Origin of the sequence: Streptomyces sp. PA03-5A (assembly GCF_033792725.1) — a bacterium.
Lineage (GTDB): Bacteria > Actinomycetota > Actinomycetes > Streptomycetales > Streptomycetaceae > Actinacidiphila.
Genome location: NZ_JARAVL010000018.1, coordinates 1 through 19,213 on the forward strand (window position 1 = coordinate 1; position 19,213 = coordinate 19,213).

A 19,213-nucleotide genomic window follows, 5' to 3' on the forward strand; every position below is an offset into this window, starting at 1 on the left:
AGGCGGCGGGCCTCGCGGCGCCAGCGGTCGGCGTGGGCGTCGTGGGCGCGGCGGGTGGTGCGCCAGGCGGCGGCGAGGTCGTCGCCGCGTTCGCGCGGGGGCTGTTCGGACAGGAGGGCGACGATGTCGGCGGCGCGGCGGGTGCCGGTGCGGGGGGCGCCGTCGAGGAGGGCGCGGGCGAGGCGGGGGTGGAGGCCGATGCGGGCCATGCGGTCGCCGCGGTCGGTGGTGCGGCCGTCGGGGCGGAGGGCTCCGATGGCGGTGAGGACGTCGCGGGCGGCGGTGAGGGCGCCGGGCGGGGGCGGATCGAGGAGGGCGAGCCCGGTGGCGTGGGGGTCGCCCCACGCGGCGGCCTGGAGGGCGAAGGGGGTGAGGTCGGCGACGGCGATCTCGGGGGAGGGGAAGCGGGGCCGGGCGGTGTCCTCGGCCTCGTTCCAGCAGCGGTAGGCGGTGCCGGGGGCTTCGCGTCCGGCGCGTCCGGCGCGCTGGGCAGCGGTGGCGAGGGAGGCCCGGACGGTGGTGAGGGAGCCGAGTCCGCGGGCGTGGTCGGTGCGGGGTTCGCGGGCGAGGCCGGAGTCGACGACGACGCGTACGCCGGGGACGGTGAGGCTGGATTCGGCGACGGAGGTGGAGAGGACGACGCGGCGCCGGGTACCGTCGCCGCCGCGGAGCACGGCGTCCTGGACGGCGGCGGGTGCCTGGCCGTGGAGTTGCAGGACGTCGGCGCCGGCGTCGCCGAGCATCCCGGCGACGCGGGCGATCTCGCCGGTGCCGGGGAGGAAGCAGAGGACGTCGCCGTCGGTGGTGCGCAGCGCGGTGCGGACGGTGGCGGCGACGTGGTCGAGGAACGCGGGGTCGACGCGCATGCCGTGCGGCGGCCGTATGCCGTGCGGCGGGGGTGCGTGGGTGACGGTGACGGGGTGGAGGCGGCCCTCGGCGTGAACGACGGGTGCGTGACCGAGCAGCCGGGACCAGGCGTCGGCGTCGGTGGTGGCGGAGGCGGCGACGATGCGCAGGTCGGGGCGGAGGGCGGCGCGCACGTCGAGCAGGAAGGCCATGGCGGTGTCGGCGTCGAGGTGGCGTTCGTGGCACTCGTCGAGGAGGACGGTGGTGGTGCCGGGGAGTTCCTGGTCGCGCTGGAGCCGCTGGAGGAGGACGCCGGTGGTGACGACCTCGACGACGGTGGCGGGGGAGACCTTGCGGTCGCCGCGCACGGTGTGTCCGACCCGTCCGCCGGTCTCCTCGCCGAGGAGCCAGGCCATGCGGCGGGCGGCGGCCTTGGCGGCCATGCGGCGTGGTTCGGCGACGACGACGGTCCGGGTGGGGCGGCCGTCGTCGAGGAGCCCGGCGAGGGCGAGCGGGACGAGGGTGGTCTTGCCGGTGCCGGGCGGGGCGGCCAGGACGGCGCAGCCGTGGCTGTCGAGGGCCTCGTGGAGGGCGGGCAGGGCGGTGCGCACCGGGAGGGCGGCGAGGGCGTCCTGCCGCAGGCCCGCGGGGCGGGGGGTGGTCACGGGGCGACGCAGACGAAGATCGCGGTGCCGGGGATGATCCGGCCGCGCAGCGGGGACCAGCCGCCCCATTCGGCGGTGTTCCAGGCGGGCCATTCGGGTTCCACGAGGTCGACGAGGTGGAAGCCGGCGGCGGCGAGTTCGCGGACGCGGTCGCCGAGGGTGCGGTGGTGTTCGACGTAGACGGCGTGTCCGCTCTCGTCCTGTTCGACGTAGGGGGTGCGGTCGAAGTAGGAGGCGGAGGCGGTGAGTCCGTCGGGGCCGGGTTCGTCGGGGAAGGCCCAGCGGATGGGGTGGGTGACGGAGAAGACCCAGCGGCCGCCGGGGCGCAGGACGCGCCGGACCTCGCGCATGACGTGGGCGGTGTCGGCGATGAAGGGGAGGGCGCCGTAGGCGGAGCAGGCGTGGTCGAAGGAGGCGTCGGCGAAGGGGAGGGCGCCGGCGTCGGCCTGGATGAGGGGGAAGGGGCTGTGGCCGTCGTCGATGCGGCGGGCGTGCTGGAGCTGGCGGTGGGAGAGGTCGAGGGCGACGGGCCGGGCGCCGTGCGCGGCGAGCCAGCGGGAGCACTGGGCGGCGCCGGCGCCGATCTCCAGGACGGACGCGCCCTTGAGTCCGGCGGCGGGTCCGAGGAGGTGGAGCTCGTCCTCGGTTGCTCCTTCCGGGCCCCAGACGAAATCTCCGTCGCCGAGGAACTCTCCGTGGTCGTTCTGGTACTCGTCGGCGTTGCGGTCCCACCATCCGCGGTTGGCTCGGCTGCTCTCCGTGGCGCCTGCGACACGGCGCGTGGCCTCGGGTTCTTCGGGGAAGGGCCGGGGGGCCGGTGCTTGGATCATTGCGCTGGTCGTCGTACCCTCTGTGGTGACCTGTGGCTGCGGTGCCGCCGCAACACGTCTATGTGCCAGTGCCCGGTACGGGGTGTTACGCCCGTGGTGCGCTCTTCGTGCATTGACCGTGCCCGGCTGCCCCCGTATGCTACAAGTTGCGCTGCGAGCCTGCGCGCCTCGGACGGAGCAGGCTGCGCTCACATCTGTTGTAAACCTCTCGGCCTCTGGGCTGTCCGGAATCGGCAGGAGCGAAACGGGCTTACGGCGTAGCAGTACCTACGACTTCATGTCCGTACCGGAGCCCTTTTCCTAATGACGAGCAGCACCGAGGCCCAGGCCCCTCGTACCACCCCGCAGGTGGCGGTCAACGACATCGGTTCCGAGGAAGCCTTCCTCGCCGCGATCGACGAGACGATCAAGTACTTCAACGACGGCGACATCGTCGACGGCGTCATCGTGAAGGTCGACCGGGACGAGGTCCTGCTCGACATCGGTTACAAGACCGAGGGTGTCATCCCCTCGCGCGAGCTTTCGATCAAGCACGACGTCGACCCCAACGAGGTCGTCGCCGTGGGCGACGAGATCGAGGCCCTGGTCCTCCAGAAGGAGGACAAGGAGGGCCGTCTGATCCTGTCCAAGAAGCGCGCTCAGTACGAGCGTGCCTGGGGCACGATCGAGAAGATCAAGGAAGAGGACGGGATCGTCACCGGTACCGTCATCGAGGTCGTCAAGGGTGGTCTCATCCTCGACATCGGCCTCCGTGGCTTCCTCCCCGCCTCGCTGGTCGAGATGCGCCGTGTCCGCGACCTCCAGCCGTACGTCGGCAAGGAGCTCGAGGCCAAGATCATCGAGCTGGACAAGAACCGCAACAACGTGGTCCTGTCCCGCCGTGCCTGGCTGGAGCAGACCCAGAGCGAGGTCCGTCAGACCTTCCTCACCACCCTCCAGAAGGGTCAGGTGCGCTCCGGCGTCGTCTCCTCCATCGTCAACTTCGGTGCCTTCGTGGACCTGGGTGGCGTGGACGGCCTGGTGCACGTGTCGGAGCTGTCCTGGAAGCACATCGACCACCCCTCCGAGGTCGTCGAGGTCGGCCAGGAGGTCACGGTCGAGGTCCTGGACGTCGACATGGACCGTGAGCGTGTCTCCCTGTCGCTGAAGGCGACCCAGGAAGACCCGTGGCAGCAGTTCGCCCGCACCCACCAGATCGGCCAGGTCGTGCCCGGCAAGGTCACGAAGCTGGTGCCGTTCGGTGCGTTCGTCCGCGTGGACGAGGGCATCGAGGGTCTGGTCCACATCTCCGAGCTGGCCGAGCGCCACGTGGAGATCCCGGAGCAGGTCGTCCAGGTCAACGACGAGATCTTCGTCAAGGTCATCGACATCGACCTCGAGCGCCGTCGCATCAGCCTCTCGCTGAAGCAGGCCAACGAGTCCTTCGGTGCCGACCCGGCCTCGGTCGAGTTCGACCCGACCCTGTACGGCATGGCCGCGTCCTACGACGACCAGGGCAACTACATCTACCCCGAGGGCTTCGACCCCGAGGCCAACGACTGGCTCGAGGGCTACGAGACCCAGCGCGAGGCGTGGGAGCACCAGTACGCCGAGGCGCAGTCCCGCTTCGAGCAGCACCAGGCCCAGGTCATCAAGTCCCGCGAGGCCGACGCCGAGGCTGCGGCCGCGGCCGGCGAGGCGGCTCCGGCCGGTCCGACCGGTGGCTCGTACTCCTCGGAGTCCGGCGACCAGTCCGGCGCGCTCGCCTCGGACGAGGCGCTGGCCGCGCTCCGCGAGAAGCTGGCCGGCGGCCAGAGCTGATCGCAGGGCGTGTCGCCCACGCACCACGGAAGGACCCGCTCTCCTGTTGGAGGGCGGGTCCTTCCGCGTTGCGGGGTCCGGTGGGAATGCGCGGGCTGTGCGGTCCGTTGCACCGAGAGTTGAGAAGACCGAGGGAAGGGTGCGCAGTGCTGGATCCGCAGGGGCTGTACGCATACGAGCCGGGCGGGGCAGAGGCGGTCGACGAGGCGTTCGGTGAGACCGGACCCGTGCTGCTGTACCACTTCGACGGGTACATCGACGCCGGGGAGACCGGCGGGCAGGTCGTCGAGGAGTTGCTGGAGCGGCAGGAGCACCAGGTGGTGGCGCGTTTCGACGCGGACCGCCTGGTGGACTACCGCGCGCGCCGTCCGCTGATGACCTTCAAGCGGGACCGCTGGACGGCGTACGACGCGCCGGAGATCGCGTTGCGGCTGGTCCGCGACAGTACGGGCAGCCCGTTCCTGCTGCTGTCGGGCCAGGAGCCGGACATCGAGTGGGAGCGTTTCGCCGCCGCGGTGGTGCAGGTCGTGGAGCGGCTGGGGGTACGGCTGGCGATCAACTTCCACGGCATCCCCATGGGCGTGCCGCACACCCGCCCGGTGGGGCTGACGCCGCACGGCAACCGGCTGGACCTGGTGCCGGGGCACCGCAGCTGGTTCGACGAGGCGCAGGTGCCGGGCAGCGCGGAGTCGCTGGTCGAGTTCCGGCTGGCGGAGGCGGGCCGTGATGTGCTGGGCCTGGCCGCGCACGTGCCCCACTACCTGGCGCGTTCGGGTTACCCGGACTCCGCGCTGACGGTGGTGGAGACGCTGACGGCCGCCACCGGACTGGTGCTTCCGCAGGTGGCGCACGCGCTGCGGATGGAGGCGCACACGGTGCGCGCCGAGATCGACCGGCAGGTCGCCGACGGTGACGCGGAGCTGGTCGCGGTGGTGCAGGGCCTGGAGAACCAGTACGACGCGCTGGCGGGCGGCGGCAGCCGGCAGAACCTGATCGCCGAGCCGGTCGAGCTGCCGTCGGCGGACGACCTTGCGGCGGAGTTCGAGCGCTTCCTGGCCGACCGTGAGGACGACGGCTCCTGACCCGGATCGTGGGTGTGCGGGGGCACCGGTAGTCTCGCGCCATGGTCAAAGTGGGGTTGACGGGCGGGATCGGTGCGGGCAAGAGCGAGGTGTCGCGGCTGCTGGCCTCGTACGGGGCGGTGCTGGTCGACGCCGACCGGATCGCGCGCGAGGTGGTGGAGCCGGGCACGCCCGGACTGGCGGCGGTGGTCGCCGAGTTCGGCGAGGGGGTGCTGGCCGCGGGCGGCGCCCTCGACCGGCCGAAGCTGGGCGCGATCGTCTTCTCCGACCCCGAGCGGCTGCGGGCGCTGAACGCCATCGTCCACCCCCTGGTCCGGGACCGTTCGGCGGCGCTGGAGCAGGCGGCCGGCCCGGACGCGGTTGTCGTGCACGACGTGCCGCTGCTGGCGGAGAATGCCCTGGCACCGCTGTACGACGTGGTCGTGGTGGTGGACGCCGCACCGGAGACCCAGCTGGACCGGCTGGTGCGGCGGCGCGGCATGGCCGAGGAGGACGCCCGGGCCCGGATGGCGGCCCAGGCCACCCGGGAACAGCGGCTGGCGGTCGCCGACGTCGTGATCGACAACGACGGGCCGCTGGAGGCGCTGGAGCCCCAGGTCCGGCAGGTGTGGGAGCAGTTGCGTCAAAAGATCGTCAAGAGCTGATCCGGAATCCTCTCCGTGGACGTCTGTGGAGCAGTAGCGTCGCTCCACCGCGGACAGAGGGGGCTGGGATGGAAGCCGTGTCGGCAGCGATCGGGATCGCCGTCGTGGTGCTGGGACTGGGTGGTCTCAAGAGCAGTTTCCGGGTGATCAAGCAGTACGAGCGGGGCGTGGTCTACCGCTTCGGGCGGGTGCGGCCGCAGGCCAAGCAGCCCGGGCCGCGCCTGCTGGTGCCGCTGGCGGACCGGATGACCAAGGTCAACATGCAGGTGGTGACCATGCCGGTGCCCTCGCAGGAGGGCATCACCCGCGACAACGTCTCGGTCCGGGTGGACGCCGTGCTGTACTTCCGGGTCATCGACCCGGTCAAGGCCACGGTGGACGTGCAGAACTACCAGTTCGCGATGTTGCAGGTGGCCCAGACCTCGCTGCGCTCGGTGATCGGCAAGAGCGAGCTCGACGACCTGCTGTCGGGGCGCGAGGCGATGAACGAGGGCCTGGAGCTGATGCTGGCCACGCCTGCCGTCGGGTGGGGCATCCACATCGACCGCGTGGAGATCAAGGACGTGGCCCTGCCGGAGTCGATGAAGCGGTCGATGGCGCGGCAGGCCGAGGCAGACCGCGAGCGCCGGGCGCGCATCATCACCGCCGACGGCGAACTGCAGGCCTCGCAGAAGCTCGCGCAGGCCGCGGCCGCGATGGACGGCACGCCCGCGGCGATGCAGCTGCGCCTGCTGCAGACGGTCGTGGAGGTGGCCGCGGAGAAGAACTCGACGCTGGTCATGCCGTTCCCGGTGGAGATGCTGCGCTTCTTCGAGCGGGCGTCGGGTGGCGAACGTCCGGCCGCCGAGCCGGCCCCTGTTCCTGCCCCGGCACCTGACCCCGCCGCGGCTGTGGAGCCGCCGCGGCCCGTCGCCGAGGTCGGCGGCGCGGCGCCGGCGGCCCTGGAGGCGCCGAAGGACCCGGCGGGGCCCACGGTGCCGGCGGAACGGCGCCCGGCCGACGAGGAGGCCTGAGCGACCACCGGGGTGTTCCGCCGGGGAATGCATATGCGGATGGTGATGTTGGGTAGTTGTGAGCTGTTGAGCGCCCGGGGAAGGAGGCGGCTGTGCCCGAGCAGAGCCCCGAGAACCACGTCATCGACTTCCGTGCGGCCGAGCAGCTGCTGGCGGTCCGCGACGCCCGTGGGGCGGTGAAGCTGCTGGACTCGGTCATCGCCGCCCACCCGGAGAACACCGCGGCGCGGCTGCTGCGCGCGCGGGCCTTCTTCCTGTCCGCGCAGCTGCGCCCGGCCGAGCTGGAGTTCCAGGTCGTCCTGGAGCGCGAGCCGGACAACGCGTACGCGCACTTCGCCCTCGGCCGCACCCTGGAGCGTTCCGGCCGCTCCGACGAGGCGCTGCGGCACTTCCGGCTGGCGGCGGCGCTCGACCCCAAGCCCGACTACCTGCAGGCGGCCCGCTTCCCTGGTCCGGCGTGAGCCAGGGTGGGTAGTCCGTCCGCTTTTACGGCGAACATCCCTCGCGTCACATTGATCCGTATCGTCACTCCCGTTACCGTTCCGGGGCACGCGTTCTGACGCAGCCTCAACTGTCGGGAGCCGGCCGTGACTCGAGTGACCAGGCGGATGCTGCTGGGTTCCGCCGCCGCGACCGCGACGGGCGCGGTGTTCGCGACGGGGGCGGCGGGCGCGACCACGGCCGCTGCCTTCGACACCGCTCCCGCACGCGCCGCGCTGGGCCGGCTGCTGCCACGGCACGCGGGGCAGTTCCGGTTGGTCGCGCAGGGCCGGGGGAACGGCGGCAAGGACGGCGAACGGTCCGACCGCTTCCGGATCGCGGGTGCGCGGGGCCGTATCGAGGTGGCCGGTACGTCCCCGGCCACACTGCTGTGCGGCGTGCGCTGGTACCTCAAGCACGTGTGCGGTGTGGGCGTCTCCTGGGTGGGCGACAGCCTGGACGCCCTGCCCGCGACGCTCCCGGCGCCACCCCCGGGCGGCATCGCCCGCCGCGCCACCGTGCCGCACCGCTTCGTGCTCAACGACACCAACGACGGGTACACCGCCCCCTACGCCGACTGGTCGCGCTGGGAGCGCTTCATCGACGTCCTGGCACTGCACGGCTGCAACGAGGTGCTGGTGGTGGCCGGTGCGGAGGCCGTGTACCGGCGCGTGCTGCGCGAGTTCGGCTACTCCGACAAGGAGGCCCTGGCCTGGCTGCCGGCCCCGTCCCACCAGCCGTGGTGGCTGCTGCAGAACCTCTCCGGGTACGGCGGCCCGTTGACCGCGGGCATCGTCGACGCCCGCGCGGCGCTGGGCCGCAGGATCACCGCGCGGCTGCGCGAACTGGGTATGGCCCCCGTGCTGCCGGGCTACTTCGGCACCGTCCCGGACGGCTTCGCCGGCCGCAACCCCGGGGCGCACGTCGTCCCGCAGGGCACCTGGCACGGCTTCGCCCGCCCGGACTGGCTCGACCCGCGCACCGGCGCATTCGCCGCGGTGGCCGCCTCCTTCTACCGCCACCAGAAGCAGCTGTTCGGCGAGGCCGCGTACTTCAAGATGGACCTGCTCCACGAGGGCGGCACCGCGGGCGGGGTCCCCGTGGCCGCGGCCGCCCGCGGCGTCCAGGCGGCGCTGCGCGCGGCGCACCCCCGCGCCACCTGGGTGATCCTCGGCTGGGAGAAGAACCCGCGGGCCGACCTGCTGGAAGCGGTCGACAAGGAGCGGACGCTCGTCGTGGACGGCGTCTCCGACCGGTTCGCCTCGGTCACCGACCGCGAGCGGGACTGGGCGGGCACCCCGTACGCCTTCGGCTCCATCCCCAACTTCGGCGGCCGGACGACGATCGGCGCCAAGACCCACGTGTGGGCGGACCGCTTCTTCAGCTGGCGGGACAAGCCCGGCAGCGCCCTGGCCGGCACCTGCTACCTCCCGGAGGCCGCCGAACGCGACCCGGCAGCCTTCGAGCTGTTCTGCGAACTGCCCTGGCACGAGCAGCGGGTGGACCTGCCGACCTGGTTCGACACCTACGCGCGGACCCGTTACGGCACCGAGGACGGCCAGGCACGCGTCGCCTGGCAGGCGCTGCGCCGCACCGCCTACCGGCACGACGCGCTGGAGCGCGCCGACGCCCACGACAGCCTCTTCACCGCCCGTCCCTCGCTGACGGCCGACTCCAGCAGCGTGTACGCGCCGAACGCTCTTACCTACGATCCCGCCGCCTTCGACGCGGCGTTCGCCGCGCTGCTGGCGGTGTCCGCAGGGGCACGCGGCCGCGACGCCTACCGCTACGACCTGACCGACGTCGCCCGGCAGGCCGTCGCCAACCGCAGCCGGCAGCTCCTGCCGCAACTGCGCGCAGCGTTCGCGCGCGGCGACGCGGCGGTCTTCCGCCAGCTGTCCGAGCTCTGGCTGCGGCTGATGCGGCTGGCCGACGAGGTCGCGGGCGGCCACCGGGCCTTCCTGCTCGGCCCCTGGCTCGCGGAGGCCCGGGCCTGGGGCGGGGCGGACGCGCAGCGCGCCGAACTCGAGCGCACCGCCCGGGTGCTGACCACCACCTGGGGCGGGCGCGCGACGTCGGTGTCGCTGCACGAGTACGCCAACCGTGACTGGAACGGGCTGGTCGCGGACTTCTACCTGCCGCGCTGGCGGACCTTCCTGGACGAGTGCGCGGCGGCCCTCACCACCCGCCGCACCCCGCGGGCCGTCGACTGGTACCGCGCCGAGGAGCCCTGGACGAAGCGCGCCAGGCGCTACCCCACCCGGCCCACCGGCGATGCGCACACGCTCGCCCGGCGGGCCTACGAGATCCTTGCCGCGGCCCCCTACCAGGGCACGCTGACCGTGACCGCGGACCCGGTGACGCTGGTGCCGGGCGGCCGGGCCGTGGTCACCGCGGAGTTCGCCAACACCAACGGGCTCGCCCCCACCGGCACGGTCGGCTTCTCCCTGACCACGGACGGGGTGCGGGCCGCACCGCGCGGGGCGCTGTCGCTGCCGCGCGTGGCGGCCGGTGGCACCGGCCGTGCGACCTGGCACGTCACCGCGCCCGAGGCCCGCCCCAAGCGGCCGCTGTCGCCGCTGCGGTACGAGGCGCGGGCCGCGTACGAGCCGGTGCCCGGCGGCGCGCGGGTGCCCGCGGTGGCCACGGGGGACCTGTACGTCGCGGGCCCGCTGGACCGTGCGTACCGGACCGTCAACGGCACCGGAGCGGTGTTCGGGCAGCTCGGCGACCGCTTCGCCATCGACGGCGCCGGGCGCGACCTGTGGAAGGGAACGGCCGAGTTCGCGGCGGTCCTGCGGTCCGGCGCGCTGCGCGACGGCGGGTCGGTCACCACCCGGGTCGACAGCCAGGCCGAGACCGCCGCATGGGCGCGGGCCGGCATCGTCGTCCGCGACGACCTCGACGACCCGGCCGCCCCGGGCTTCCTGAACCTGGCGGTGAGCCCCGGGCACGGGGTGACGCTGTCGTACGACTCCGACGGCGACGGCCGGCTGAACCGCTACCGGCGGCTCGCCGGTGTGCGGGCCCCGGTGCTGCTGAGGCTGCGCCGCAGGGGCCGCGCGTACACGGGGGAGTGCAGCACCGACGACGGGACGACGTGGCGGAAGGTCGCGACCGTGACCGTTCCGGCGGCGGCCCGGACCCAGGACGTGGGGCTCTTCATGACCGCGGGGAACGGTGGCACGGGCGACCACGGCCTGGTGGAGTTCACGGGCTTCCGCGTCACCTGAGGCCGCCGGTTCCGCTGCCACCGCCGGTTGCGCCGCCCCTGCCCACGGCGGCGACGAGGGCGGCCAGGGCGTCACCGAACCGGTCCAGTCCCTCGCCGGGGGCACCACCGGGCTCGCTCATGTACCCGTCCCTGCGGATCTCGACCATCAGCGCCGAGACCTCGCGGACCTCGCCGTAGTGCTTCAACGGCACATAGGTGCCGGCGAACGGCGAGTCGAGACCGACCTCGCCGCACGGCGCGAAGGCCTCGCGGGCGGCGTCCAGCAGCCAGCCCGGGGTGTGGAAGGCGTCGGTGCCCAGGCAGACGGCGGGCCGGGGCCCGTCGCCGTGCAGCTCGTAGGGGAGCGGCGCGCCGGGGTAGGAGTGCACGTCGATGACGACCGCTCGCCCGGTGGCCTCCAGCCGGTCCTGCACGGCCGCCGTCATGGCGGCCGCGTACGGCTCGAAGTAGGCGTCCAGCAGGGCCCGTTCGTGCCGGGGGTCGGGCTCGCGCAGCGGCGCCCCGTGCGAGGTGCGGGTGTAGACGGCGCCCATGCCGACGGCCCGCATCTCCTCCCGCTCGTCCGGGAACCGCTCGGGGTCGACGACCAGCCGCGACAGCCGGTTGGTGAACCGCCACGCCCGCGTCCGTCCGGCGGCGCGCGCCGCGATCAGGTCGGTGTACGAGTCCGTCATGTGGTCGAGCTCGGCCGCCAGTCCGGCGTCGTCCAGGAGGATGCGCTCACGGACGTGCCCGGGCACGGCGCGGGCGCTGTGCGGGACGTGGAGGAGCACCGGCGAGTCCGGCGCGCCCTCGGTGATGCGGAAAGTCGATTCGTCCATTTCTCCACCCCTCCCCGGCCCCCGCCGGTGTGACCTGCCGTCCAGCACGGCGGTGTTGAGGAACCGTCAGAACAGCGGCTCCGGCAGGATGCCCTCCAGGGCCAGCAACGCGCGCTTGATGTCGAGCATGCGCAGGCCCCCGCCGAAGCCGCCGATGCCTCCGTCGCTCTCCAGGACCCGGTGGCACGGGACGACGACGGGCAGCGGGTTGGCGCCCATGGCCACCCCGACGGCCCGGGCGGCGCCCGGCTCTCCGACCCGCTTGGCGAGGTCCTGGTAACCGACCACACTGCCGAACGGGACGCCGGCCGACAGCTCGCGCAGCACACGGCGGTTGAAGCCGGTCGTCAGGGACCAGTCGAGGTCGAGGTCGAAGGTCTGACGCGTCCCGGCGAAGTACGCCTCCACCTGGCGTATCGCCTCGTCCAGCCGGGCCCCCGCGGCGCTCGCGGGCCCGGGCCTGCGGGCGGGCGCGGCGCCCAGCCGGGAGCAGATCCGCTCCAGCACGGCGGGCGCCTGCTCCTCCCCGGTCCGGAAGGCGACGTGGACCAGGCCCTGCCCGGTCGCGGCGAGCAGCAGCGGCCCGACCGGTGCCTCCAGCACCGACCAGGCGACCTCGGCGGAAGGGGTCCGTGGTTGCGTCACGCTCCCCAGCGTAGGACGGGGCACTGACAGCCGGTCCCGGCCGGGGTCCCGCCGGAGAGGGGTCCCACCGGGGCCCGGGACGGCCACGGCAACCGGCCGCACGCCCCGCCACCCGGGAGGGTGGCCGTTCTCGACAGGTCTGTCACAAGCGGTGGTCGACCGGTTACGAGGGGGGATGGGGCGCGCATGACGCGAAACGACTTCACCCCGGCCGTCCGCCGGCTCGCCCGTGAACAGGACCGGGTCGCCACCGTCGCCCAACTCGCCGCCGTGGGCGTGCCGCAGAGCAGGCTGCGGGAGTGGTGCCGCCCCGGCGGCCGGTGGCAGCGGCCGCTGCCCCGGGTGGTCGTCCTCCAGCCCGGTCCGCTCACCGCCGCGCAGCGGTCCAGGGCTGCCCTGGCCTTCGCCGGGTACCCGCAGGTCCCGGCCATGATCACCGGCGTGGCGGGGCTGGCCCTGCACGGCGTCGCCGTGGCCGCGCCGCCCTGCGGGCTCCCGGTGGTGGACGTGCTCGTCCCGAGCGAGCGCCGCATCCGCACGCACACCTGGGTGCGGGTCCACCACGGCCGCGGGCTCCCCGTGGCCGACACCGTGGACGGTGTGCCCGTGGCCCCGGTGGCCCGGGCGGCGGCCGACGGCGTACGGGAGTCCATCGACCCCGAGTGGGCCCTGGACGTCGTCCGCGAACTGGTCATAGCGCTCGGCGTGCCCGCTCCAGCGCTCGCCGCGGAACTGGGTGGCGCGGTGCTCGCCCGGCGCCCCGCCGTGGCCGCCCTGCTCGACGCCATGGATCCCGGTCCGCGCGCCGCCTCCGCCGGGCCCATGGCCCGCGCCCTGGTGGCCCGGTCGGGACTCAGGCAGCCGCTGTGGCGTCCCACGCTCCAGTTCGACGGCGCCTTCCTGGCCTCGCCCGACGCGTACTGGGTGCGCGACGGCCTCGTCCTGGACCTCGGCCCGGGGACCGGGCGCGGCCGACTGGAGTCGCTGGGCCTGCGCGTGCTGCGGGTCGCGCCCGCCGCGTTCACCCGCAGCCCCGCCGAGGTCGTCGCCGCCCTGCGCACCGCGCTCGCGGCCGGACCGTACGGGCCGCTGGACCGCATCACGGCACTGCCCGGGGCGATGTGACGTACGGGTGTCCGCGCGATGAAGTCGCCATGAGGCGGCCGCGCGGGGCGGGCCGGCGAGCCTAGCGTGTGTCAGCACGGGGACCGGGGCGGCAAGGGGAGGGTGCCGTGAGCGGCACGTACGGAACGGTCAATGGCTTCACCTACGGATGGGCGACCCCTCTCGCGGGTTTCCTGATGGCCTGCTTGGGTGCCGCCCTCGGGCTGCGCTGCACGACCCGGGCCCTTGCCATGCACCCCTCGCGACGGGTCGGCTGGCTCGCGCTGGGTTCGGCGGCCATCGGCTCCGGCATCTGGACCATGCACTTCATCGCCATGATGGGCTTCACCGTCGGCGAGGTGCGGATCACCTACGACACGCTCGTCACCTTCGAGAGCCTGCTGGTCGCCGTCGTGGTCGTCGCTCTCGGGGTGTTCCTCGTCGGGTTCGTGGGCCGCACGCTCCCCGCCGTACTGGCCGGCGGCTGCGTCACGGGACTCGGCATCGCCACCATGCACTACATGGGCATGCGGGGGATGCGGCTGCGCGGCGACCTGGAGTACACGCGGGCCACGGTGCTGCTGTCGGTCGGCGTCGCCGTCCTGGCCGCCACCGTCGCCCTGTGGTCGGCGGTCTCCGTCCGGCGCCCGTACGGCGGCGTGCTCGCCAGCCTCGTCCTGGGCTTCGCCGTCACCGCCATGCACTACATCGGCATGGCCGCGCTGACGGTGCACCTGCACAGCGGCGCGCGGGAGGGAACGAGCGGGGCGGGACCGGCCGCGTTCCTCGCCCCGGTGCTGATCGGGCCGGTCGTCTTCCTCTTCCTCGCGGGGGTCGTCGTGGCGCTGGACCCGCCCGTCGGCGACTTCGAGCCCGAGCCCGCGGCCGGCCGCGGCCGCCGTTCCCCGCGGGCGGCCCGCTCCTCGCACGCCGCCCGGCCCTCACGCATCCGCGAGCGCCCGCGCGAACGCCAGTGACGGCTGGTCGACCCCGCTGCACCGGGCCGGGGCCGTCTCCTTGGTGTCGTCCTCGCAGGGCCGGTCCCGGTCGGCCGACCACATGGACAGGCCGCCCAGCCGCTTGTCACGGGCGAAGGCGGCCAGCGTGGCCGCGTCCCGCAGGGTGAACACCTCGCCCTGGATGTCGTTCTCCCCGATCATCGGGGTCACCGAGAGGGTCCGCCACGCCGCGGCGTCCGGCAGGCCCAGCAGCGCCTTGAGCTGCCGGTGCGCAGCGGTGGCCGCCTGGACCGCGTACCGGCCCATGTCGCCGGTGTACGTCTCCCCGTAGTCCATCGCCATGATGTTGACCGCGTCGACGCGCACCCCTTGGCGCCGGGCGTCCGCGAGCAGCGCGGCGGCCTCGGCGGTCAGCCCGGACGGCATCACGGGCAGCGTGAAGGAGACCGACAGCGTCCGGCCTTCCCGCTCGGCCTCCTGCTGGAGCCGGGCGACCGCGCGCGCCCGGCGGGTGCCGGCGGCGGTGTCCGCGAGGTCGTCGCCCTCGACGTCGAAGTCGACCCCGGTCAGCCGGTAACGCCCGATCACATCGGCGTAGGCGGAAACGAGTTCGTCCACGTCGTCGCAGGCGCCGGCGAGTTCCGTGCCGTCGGCGCCGCCGAACGAGACCCGTACGTCGAGGTCGGCGGCCCGCAGCGCGGCGATCCGGTCCGCCAGGTCGCCGTGGGCGATGCCGTCACGCCCGTCCCAGGTCGGGGCGCAGCCACCGCGCGCGGTCACGAACCCGAGGGTGAAACCGTCGGCCCCGGTCCTGCGGGCGGCGTCCGCCATGTCGTACGCGGTGGAACGCGAGGCGTCCACGTAGGGGGTGAAGGCCACCTCGGCCACCGGTTCCCTCCCCCCGGGCGCGTGGCGCGCCGGGGAGCCGGCGGGCTCCGTGCCGGTGAGGAGGGAGGCGGTCGTGGCGGCGACGGCGACCGCCACGAGTCCGGTGATCAGCTGTGCCGTGCGGCTCTTCATGACGGAGAGACTATCTGCCCCGGGAATTCCGGATCACGATTTCCTGGAATTGAGTAAATCGGGGTCTCGGGTCATTCGTGGGATTAATGCGGAAGTGAATCCGTGGAATTCATGGAGAGAAATTACTGCTAGCATTCCGCCCATGCATTCCCTCTCCCGACGGGCGTGTCCCCGTGGGCGGTCCACGGAGGAAGGGCCCGTATTCGTCGATGCGTCGGGCCGCCGGGCGCGCATTATCCGGCGCGCCGGACTGGCCGTCGGGATCGCCTGCGCGGGATATGCCGTCCTGCTGGGGGTGGCTTTTGCGGGCGGCACCCCTTTCGCGCCCCAGACCCTGATTCCGGGCGCCGACGTCCCCGAGGGCGCGTCGGCGCAGGCCGAGGCGGGTGGAAGAACCGGGGGTACCGCGGAACGCGTCGCGAGCGCCCCGGCCGCCGCCCACGCCCCCGCCCCGGTGGCCCGGGGCCCCGCCGCCGCGCCCACCGTCGTCGCAGCCGCCGAGGTCACCCCCTCCGCCACCGGGCGCCGCGCCACGGCCTCGGCGACCCCCTCCGCCGGCCCCGGGGCCACCGCGACGGCGAGCGCCTCCCCGCGGCCCACGTCCGCGCGCACCCCCACGGCCACCGCCTCGCCGTCCGCCTCCGTGCCCGTGACAGCCGGGCCGGACACCCCCGCCTTCCCCCCGGGCGACGCCGGCGGCGACCCGGTGCCCGGCGACGGCTGGGACGACTGAGCGGCCATGGCGCGGACGGCCCGGCACGCGGCACCCGGTGCGATCACCAAGGTGGCGTCGGCCGGCCGGCAGGCCGTGCCCAGACCTCGCGTGGTCATGGCCGTGCTGGGGCTGTTCGCGCTCGTGTGCGTGATGCTGCTGGACGGCTACCTGCACTCGGAGATCGGCAACGACAGCCGCGTCCACGAGTCCGGGAGCGCGAGCCAGGTGCCCGCCTCCGTCCTCGGGGGCGGCCCCGTGCTGACCTTCGGCGCCGACGGCGAGCCCGTCAGCCACACCCTGCCGCCCCGGACGATCGCGCTCACCTTCGACGACGGCCCGGACCCCCGGTGGACCGCGAAGGTGCTCGCGGTGCTGCGCGAGCACGACGTGCCGGGCACCTTTTTCGTCGTCGGCCAGATGGCCGCCCGGTACCCCGCGCTCATCCGCGACATCGTCGACTCCGGCGGCGAGATCGGCGTCCACACCTTCTCCCACGTCGACCTGGCGTACCAGGACAGGGCCAGGATCGACCGGGAACTCGCCCAGACCCAGCTGGCGCTCGCGGGCGCCGCGGGCATCACGACCTCGCTCTTCCGCGCCCCGTACTCCTCCGAGCCCGATGCCGTCGACGACACCACGTGGCCCGTCTACCGCTACCTCGGCACCAAGGGCTACATCAGCGCCTTCGTCGACACCGACAGCGAGGACTGGCGGCGCCCCGGTGCCGCCGCCATCGTCCGTGACGCCACCCCCAGGGGCGGCAAGGGCGCCTCCGTGCTCTTCCACGACGCCGGCGGCGACCGCTCCCAGACCGTGGAGGCGCTCGGCACGTACATCGACACCATGAAGGCGAAGGGCTACACCTTCACGACGCTCACCGCGAGCCTGGGCGCCACGACCGCCAACCACCGGGCGAGCGGCGCCGAGTTGTGGCAGGGGCGCGCCCTGATCGGGGTCGTGGCGCTGGCCGAGTTCACCATGCCCGTCCTGTTCTGGCTGCTCGTCGTGGTCGGCGTCGCCGTCCTGGCCCGCTTCGCCCTGATGCTCGTCCTCGCCCGCCGCCACGCCAGGATCCGCGGCCGCCGCCGCTTCAGCTGGGGGCCCGCGGTCACCGAACCGGTCAGCGTCATCGTGCCCGCCTACAACGAGAAGGAGTGCATCGCCAACACCGTCGGCTCGCTCGCGGCGAGCACCCACCCGGTGGAGATCGTCGTCGTGGACGACGGCTCGACCGACGGCACCGCCGGCATCGTCGAGGCGATGGGCCTGCCCCAGGTGCGCGTCGTGCGCCAGGAGAACGCGGGCAAGCCCGCCGCGCTCAACCGCGGCCTGGAGTACGCCCGTCACGACCTCGTCGTGATGATGGACGGCGACACCGTCTTCGAGCCCGGCACCGTGCACCGGCTCGTGCAGCCCTTCGCCGATCCGCGGGTCGGCGCCGTCGCGGGCAACGCCAAGGTCGGCAACCGCGGCACGGTGATCGGGGCCTGGCAGCACATCGAGTACGTGATGGGCTTCAACCTCGACCGGCGCATGTACGACCTGCTCGGCTGCATGCCGACCGTCCCGGGAGCCGTCGGCGGCTTCCGCCGCGCCGCGCTGCTCGAGGCCGGGGGCATGAGCGGGGACACCCTCGCCGAGGACACCGACGTCACCATCGCGCTGCACCGCGCGGGCTGGCGCGTGGTGTACGCCGAGCACGCCCGCGCCTGGACCGAGGCACCGGGCAGCATCGGCCAGTTGTGGCGGCAGCGGTACCGCTGGAGCTACGGCACCATGCAGGCGCTGTGGAAGCACCGGCGCTCCCTGGTGGACCGCGGGCCCTCGGGGCGCTTCGGCCGGGTCGGCATGCCGCTGGTCGTGCTCTTCCAGATCGTCACGCCCCTCTTCGCGCCGCTGATCGACCTCCTGACCGTCTACGGCGCCGTCTTCGTCGCACCGGTCAGGTCGCTCCTCGCCTGGGCCGCGCTGATGTCCGTGCAGCTGCTGTGCGCGGCCTACGCCTTCCGCCTGGACCGCGAGCACTACCGCCACCTGCTGATGCTGCCGCTGCAGCAGATCGTCTACCGGCAGCTGATGTACCTCGTCCTGATCCACTCCTGCGTCACGGCCATGACCGGCGGCCGGCTGCGCTGGCAGAAGCTCGAGCGCACCGGCGAGGTCAACTCCCCGCGGGCGTCCGCGGGAGCCGCCCGGTGACCGCGTCCGGCGCCTCCCTGCCCCTGCCCCGGCCCGGGACCTCCGGCCGGCACGCCGCCCGCCGCGGCGCGCGGGCGCTCGCCACTGCCGCCACCACTGCCCCGGGCGCCCGCGACCGGTACCTGGACCTGCTGCGCGCCCTGGCGCTCGTCCGCGTCGTGACGTACCACACGTTCGGCTGGGCGTGGCTGAGCCTGGTCTTCCCCTCCCTCGGCGTGATGTTCGCCCTCGCGGGCTCGTTCATGGCGCGGTCGCTGGAGAAGCGGCCCGCGCTGCCGGTGGTGCGGCGGCGGCTGCGCAGGCTCCTGCCGCCGCTGTGGTGCCTCGGCGCCGTCCTGGTCCCGGCGATGCTGCTCCACGGCTGGTCGCCCGGTGGGCACCACGCGGCACGCTGGTGGGCGCGGCTGCTGTGGTGGGTGGTGCCGCTGGCGGACCCGCCGGGCAGCGCCTGGGCCGAACAGGCCACGGGGGTGCTGTGGTACGTGCGCGCCTACCTGTGGTTCGTCCTGCTCTCGCCGCTGCTGCTGCGCGTGTTCCGGCGGTCACCCACCGCGGTGCTCGTCGCCTCCCTCGCCCCGGTCGTGCTCCTGCAGACGCCCTGGAGCCTGCCGGAGGGCGGGGCCGGCAGCGCCGTCACCGATCTGGCGGCCTTCCTCACCTGCTGGCTGCTCGGCTTCGCCCACCACGACGGACTGCTGGACCGCGCGCGGGCGGGCCTGGTGCCGGTCCTGGCCGCCGTCGCCATGGCGGCCGGCGCCTGGTGGGCCTGGTCCCACCGTGCGGACGGCTCGTACGACCTCAACGAGATCCCGCTCGCCCAGGCCCTGTGGTCGGCCGGTTTCGTCCTGCTCCTGCTGCGCTTCCGGCCGGGCGCGGGCCCGGCCGGGCGGCTCCGGACGCTGGACCGGGCGGCGCGGATCGTCAGCGCGCGGGCCGTGACCGTCTACCTGTGGCACGAGGTCGCCCTCATGCTCAGCGTCCCCCTGATCGACCTGATGTGGCGGGTCAGGCTCCTCGAGCTGTCGCTGCCGCTGGACAGCACCTGGTTCCAGTTCGCGGTGGCCTGGGTGCTGATCGCGGTGGCGGTGCTCCTCCTGGGCCGGGTGGAGGACCTCGCCGCGGGGCGCCGGCCCCGGCTCCTGCCCTGACCCGGGC

General features: G+C 73.9%; 16 protein-coding genes. 11 read left to right on the forward strand and 5 right to left on the reverse strand.

The window, feature by feature from the left end; genetic code table 11:
• On the reverse strand, window positions 1-1,604 hold a 1,604-nt coding region (locus PV410_RS22645; RefSeq protein ID WP_500327196.1), incomplete at its 3' end, for a helicase-related protein.
• On the reverse strand, window positions 1,508-2,341 hold the full coding sequence (locus PV410_RS22650; protein ID WP_500327197.1) for a class I SAM-dependent methyltransferase: 834 nt from the start codon (window positions 2,339-2,341) through the stop codon (window positions 1,508-1,510). The genes PV410_RS22650 and PV410_RS22645, both read right to left, overlap by 97 nt.
• A 303-nt stretch (window positions 2,342-2,644) precedes the next feature.
• On the opposite strand from PV410_RS22650, the gene rpsA reads away from it, so the two are divergent.
• The 6 genes from rpsA to PV410_RS22680 all read left to right on the forward strand — a co-directional run bounded on the left by rpsA (window position 2,645) and on the right by PV410_RS22680 (window position 10,593).
• Window positions 2,645-4,141 (forward strand): 30S ribosomal protein S1, encoded by a 1,497-nt coding sequence (gene rpsA, locus PV410_RS22655; protein ID WP_499511262.1) that lies wholly within the window; start codon window positions 2,645-2,647, stop codon window positions 4,139-4,141.
• 146 nt (window positions 4,142-4,287) lie between these two features.
• On the forward strand, window positions 4,288-5,223 hold the full coding sequence (locus PV410_RS22660; protein ID WP_500327198.1) for a PAC2 family protein: 936 nt from the start codon (window positions 4,288-4,290) through the stop codon (window positions 5,221-5,223).
• Window positions 5,224-5,264: 41 nt separating this feature from the next.
• The gene (coaE, locus tag PV410_RS22665; protein ID WP_500327199.1) at window positions 5,265-5,867 is read left to right on the forward strand and encodes a dephospho-CoA kinase; all 603 of its coding nucleotides are present in this window, start codon (window positions 5,265-5,267) and stop codon (window positions 5,865-5,867) included.
• A gap of 68 nt (window positions 5,868-5,935) precedes the next feature.
• Entirely contained in the window at window positions 5,936-6,880 is a 945-nt protein-coding gene (locus tag PV410_RS22670; protein WP_500327201.1) for a slipin family protein, read from the forward strand.
• Window positions 6,881-6,972: 92 nt separating this feature from the next.
• Window positions 6,973-7,341: a tetratricopeptide repeat protein gene (locus tag PV410_RS22675; protein ID WP_500327202.1), complete on the forward strand. Its 369-nt coding sequence runs from the start codon at window positions 6,973-6,975 to the stop codon at window positions 7,339-7,341.
• Window positions 7,342-7,488: 147 nt separating this feature from the next.
• Window positions 7,489-10,593, forward strand: coding sequence for an alpha-N-acetylglucosaminidase (locus PV410_RS22680; protein WP_500327411.1), 3,105 nt, complete (start codon window positions 7,489-7,491; stop codon window positions 10,591-10,593).
• On the opposite strand, the gene PV410_RS22685 is transcribed toward PV410_RS22680, so the two are convergent.
• Both PV410_RS22685 and PV410_RS22690 read right to left on the reverse strand, forming a co-directional pair.
• Complete coding sequence (locus tag PV410_RS22685; RefSeq protein WP_500327203.1) at window positions 10,586-11,416, reverse strand: N-formylglutamate amidohydrolase; 831 nt, start codon at window positions 11,414-11,416, stop codon at window positions 10,586-10,588. The two genes, PV410_RS22680 and PV410_RS22685, sit on opposite strands and share 8 nt — an antisense overlap.
• A gap of 66 nt (window positions 11,417-11,482) precedes the next feature.
• Window positions 11,483-12,061, reverse strand: a complete 579-nt coding sequence (locus PV410_RS22690; protein WP_500327205.1) for a methylated-DNA--[protein]-cysteine S-methyltransferase — start codon at window positions 12,059-12,061, stop codon at window positions 11,483-11,485.
• A 186-nt stretch (window positions 12,062-12,247) separates the two neighbouring features.
• On the opposite strand from PV410_RS22690, the gene PV410_RS22695 reads away from it, so the two are divergent.
• Together PV410_RS22695 and PV410_RS22700 are read left to right on the forward strand one after the other, a co-directional pair.
• Window positions 12,248-13,186 (forward strand): hypothetical protein, encoded by a 939-nt coding sequence (locus PV410_RS22695; RefSeq protein WP_500327206.1) that lies wholly within the window; start codon window positions 12,248-12,250, stop codon window positions 13,184-13,186.
• A gap of 176 nt (window positions 13,187-13,362) precedes the next feature.
• Entirely contained in the window at window positions 13,363-14,142 is a 780-nt protein-coding gene (locus PV410_RS22700) for an MHYT domain-containing protein (protein WP_500327413.1), read from the forward strand.
• On the opposite strand, the gene PV410_RS22705 is transcribed toward PV410_RS22700, so the two are convergent.
• Complete coding sequence (locus tag PV410_RS22705; protein ID WP_500327208.1) at window positions 14,107-15,144, reverse strand: chitinase; 1,038 nt, start codon at window positions 15,142-15,144, stop codon at window positions 14,107-14,109. The two genes, PV410_RS22700 and PV410_RS22705, sit on opposite strands and share 36 nt — an antisense overlap.
• A gap of 295 nt (window positions 15,145-15,439) precedes the next feature.
• Here PV410_RS22705 and PV410_RS22710 point away from each other — a divergent pair, with 295 nt between their 5' ends.
• The 3 genes from PV410_RS22710 to PV410_RS22720 are packed head-to-tail and all read left to right on the forward strand — an operon-like array spanning window position 15,440 to window position 19,206.
• Window positions 15,440-15,877 carry a hypothetical protein gene (locus PV410_RS22710; RefSeq protein WP_500327209.1) on the forward strand — a complete coding sequence of 146 codons (438 nt, stop codon included), beginning with the start codon at window positions 15,440-15,442 and terminating at the stop codon, window positions 15,875-15,877.
• 6 nt (window positions 15,878-15,883) lie between these two features.
• Window positions 15,884-18,058: a bifunctional polysaccharide deacetylase/glycosyltransferase family 2 protein gene (locus PV410_RS22715; protein WP_500327211.1), complete on the forward strand. Its 2,175-nt coding sequence runs from the start codon at window positions 15,884-15,886 to the stop codon at window positions 18,056-18,058.
• On the forward strand, window positions 18,055-19,206 hold the full coding sequence (locus PV410_RS22720) for an acyltransferase family protein (protein WP_500327212.1): 1,152 nt from the start codon (window positions 18,055-18,057) through the stop codon (window positions 19,204-19,206). Before PV410_RS22715 ends, PV410_RS22720 begins: the two co-directional genes overlap by 4 nt.
• Window positions 19,207-19,213: the final 7 nt, after the last annotated feature.

Bases quoted from the DNA above. Each gene is read 5' to 3' on its own strand.
- PV410_RS22650 (WP_500327197.1), bottom strand. From the start codon at position 2,341: ATGATCCAAGCACCGGCCCCCCGGCCCTTCCCCGAAGAACCCGAGGCC.
- rpsA (WP_499511262.1), top strand. From the start codon at position 2,645: ATGACGAGCAGCACCGAGGCCCAGGCCCCTCGTACCACCCCGCAGGTG.
- coaE (WP_500327199.1), top strand. From the start codon at position 5,265: ATGGTCAAAGTGGGGTTGACGGGCGGGATCGGTGCGGGCAAGAGCGAG.
- PV410_RS22670 (WP_500327201.1), top strand. From the start codon at position 5,936: ATGGAAGCCGTGTCGGCAGCGATCGGGATCGCCGTCGTGGTGCTGGGA.
- PV410_RS22680 (WP_500327411.1), top strand. From the start codon at position 7,489: ATGCTGCTGGGTTCCGCCGCCGCGACCGCGACGGGCGCGGTGTTCGCG.
- PV410_RS22685 (WP_500327203.1), bottom strand. From the start codon at position 11,416: ATGGACGAATCGACTTTCCGCATCACCGAGGGCGCGCCGGACTCGCCG.
- PV410_RS22695 (WP_500327206.1), top strand. From the start codon at position 12,248: ATGACGCGAAACGACTTCACCCCGGCCGTCCGCCGGCTCGCCCGTGAA.
- PV410_RS22700 (WP_500327413.1), top strand. From the start codon at position 13,363: ATGGCCTGCTTGGGTGCCGCCCTCGGGCTGCGCTGCACGACCCGGGCC.
- PV410_RS22705 (WP_500327208.1), bottom strand. From the start codon at position 15,144: ATGAAGAGCCGCACGGCACAGCTGATCACCGGACTCGTGGCGGTCGCC.
- PV410_RS22715 (WP_500327211.1), top strand. From the start codon at position 15,884: ATGGCGCGGACGGCCCGGCACGCGGCACCCGGTGCGATCACCAAGGTG.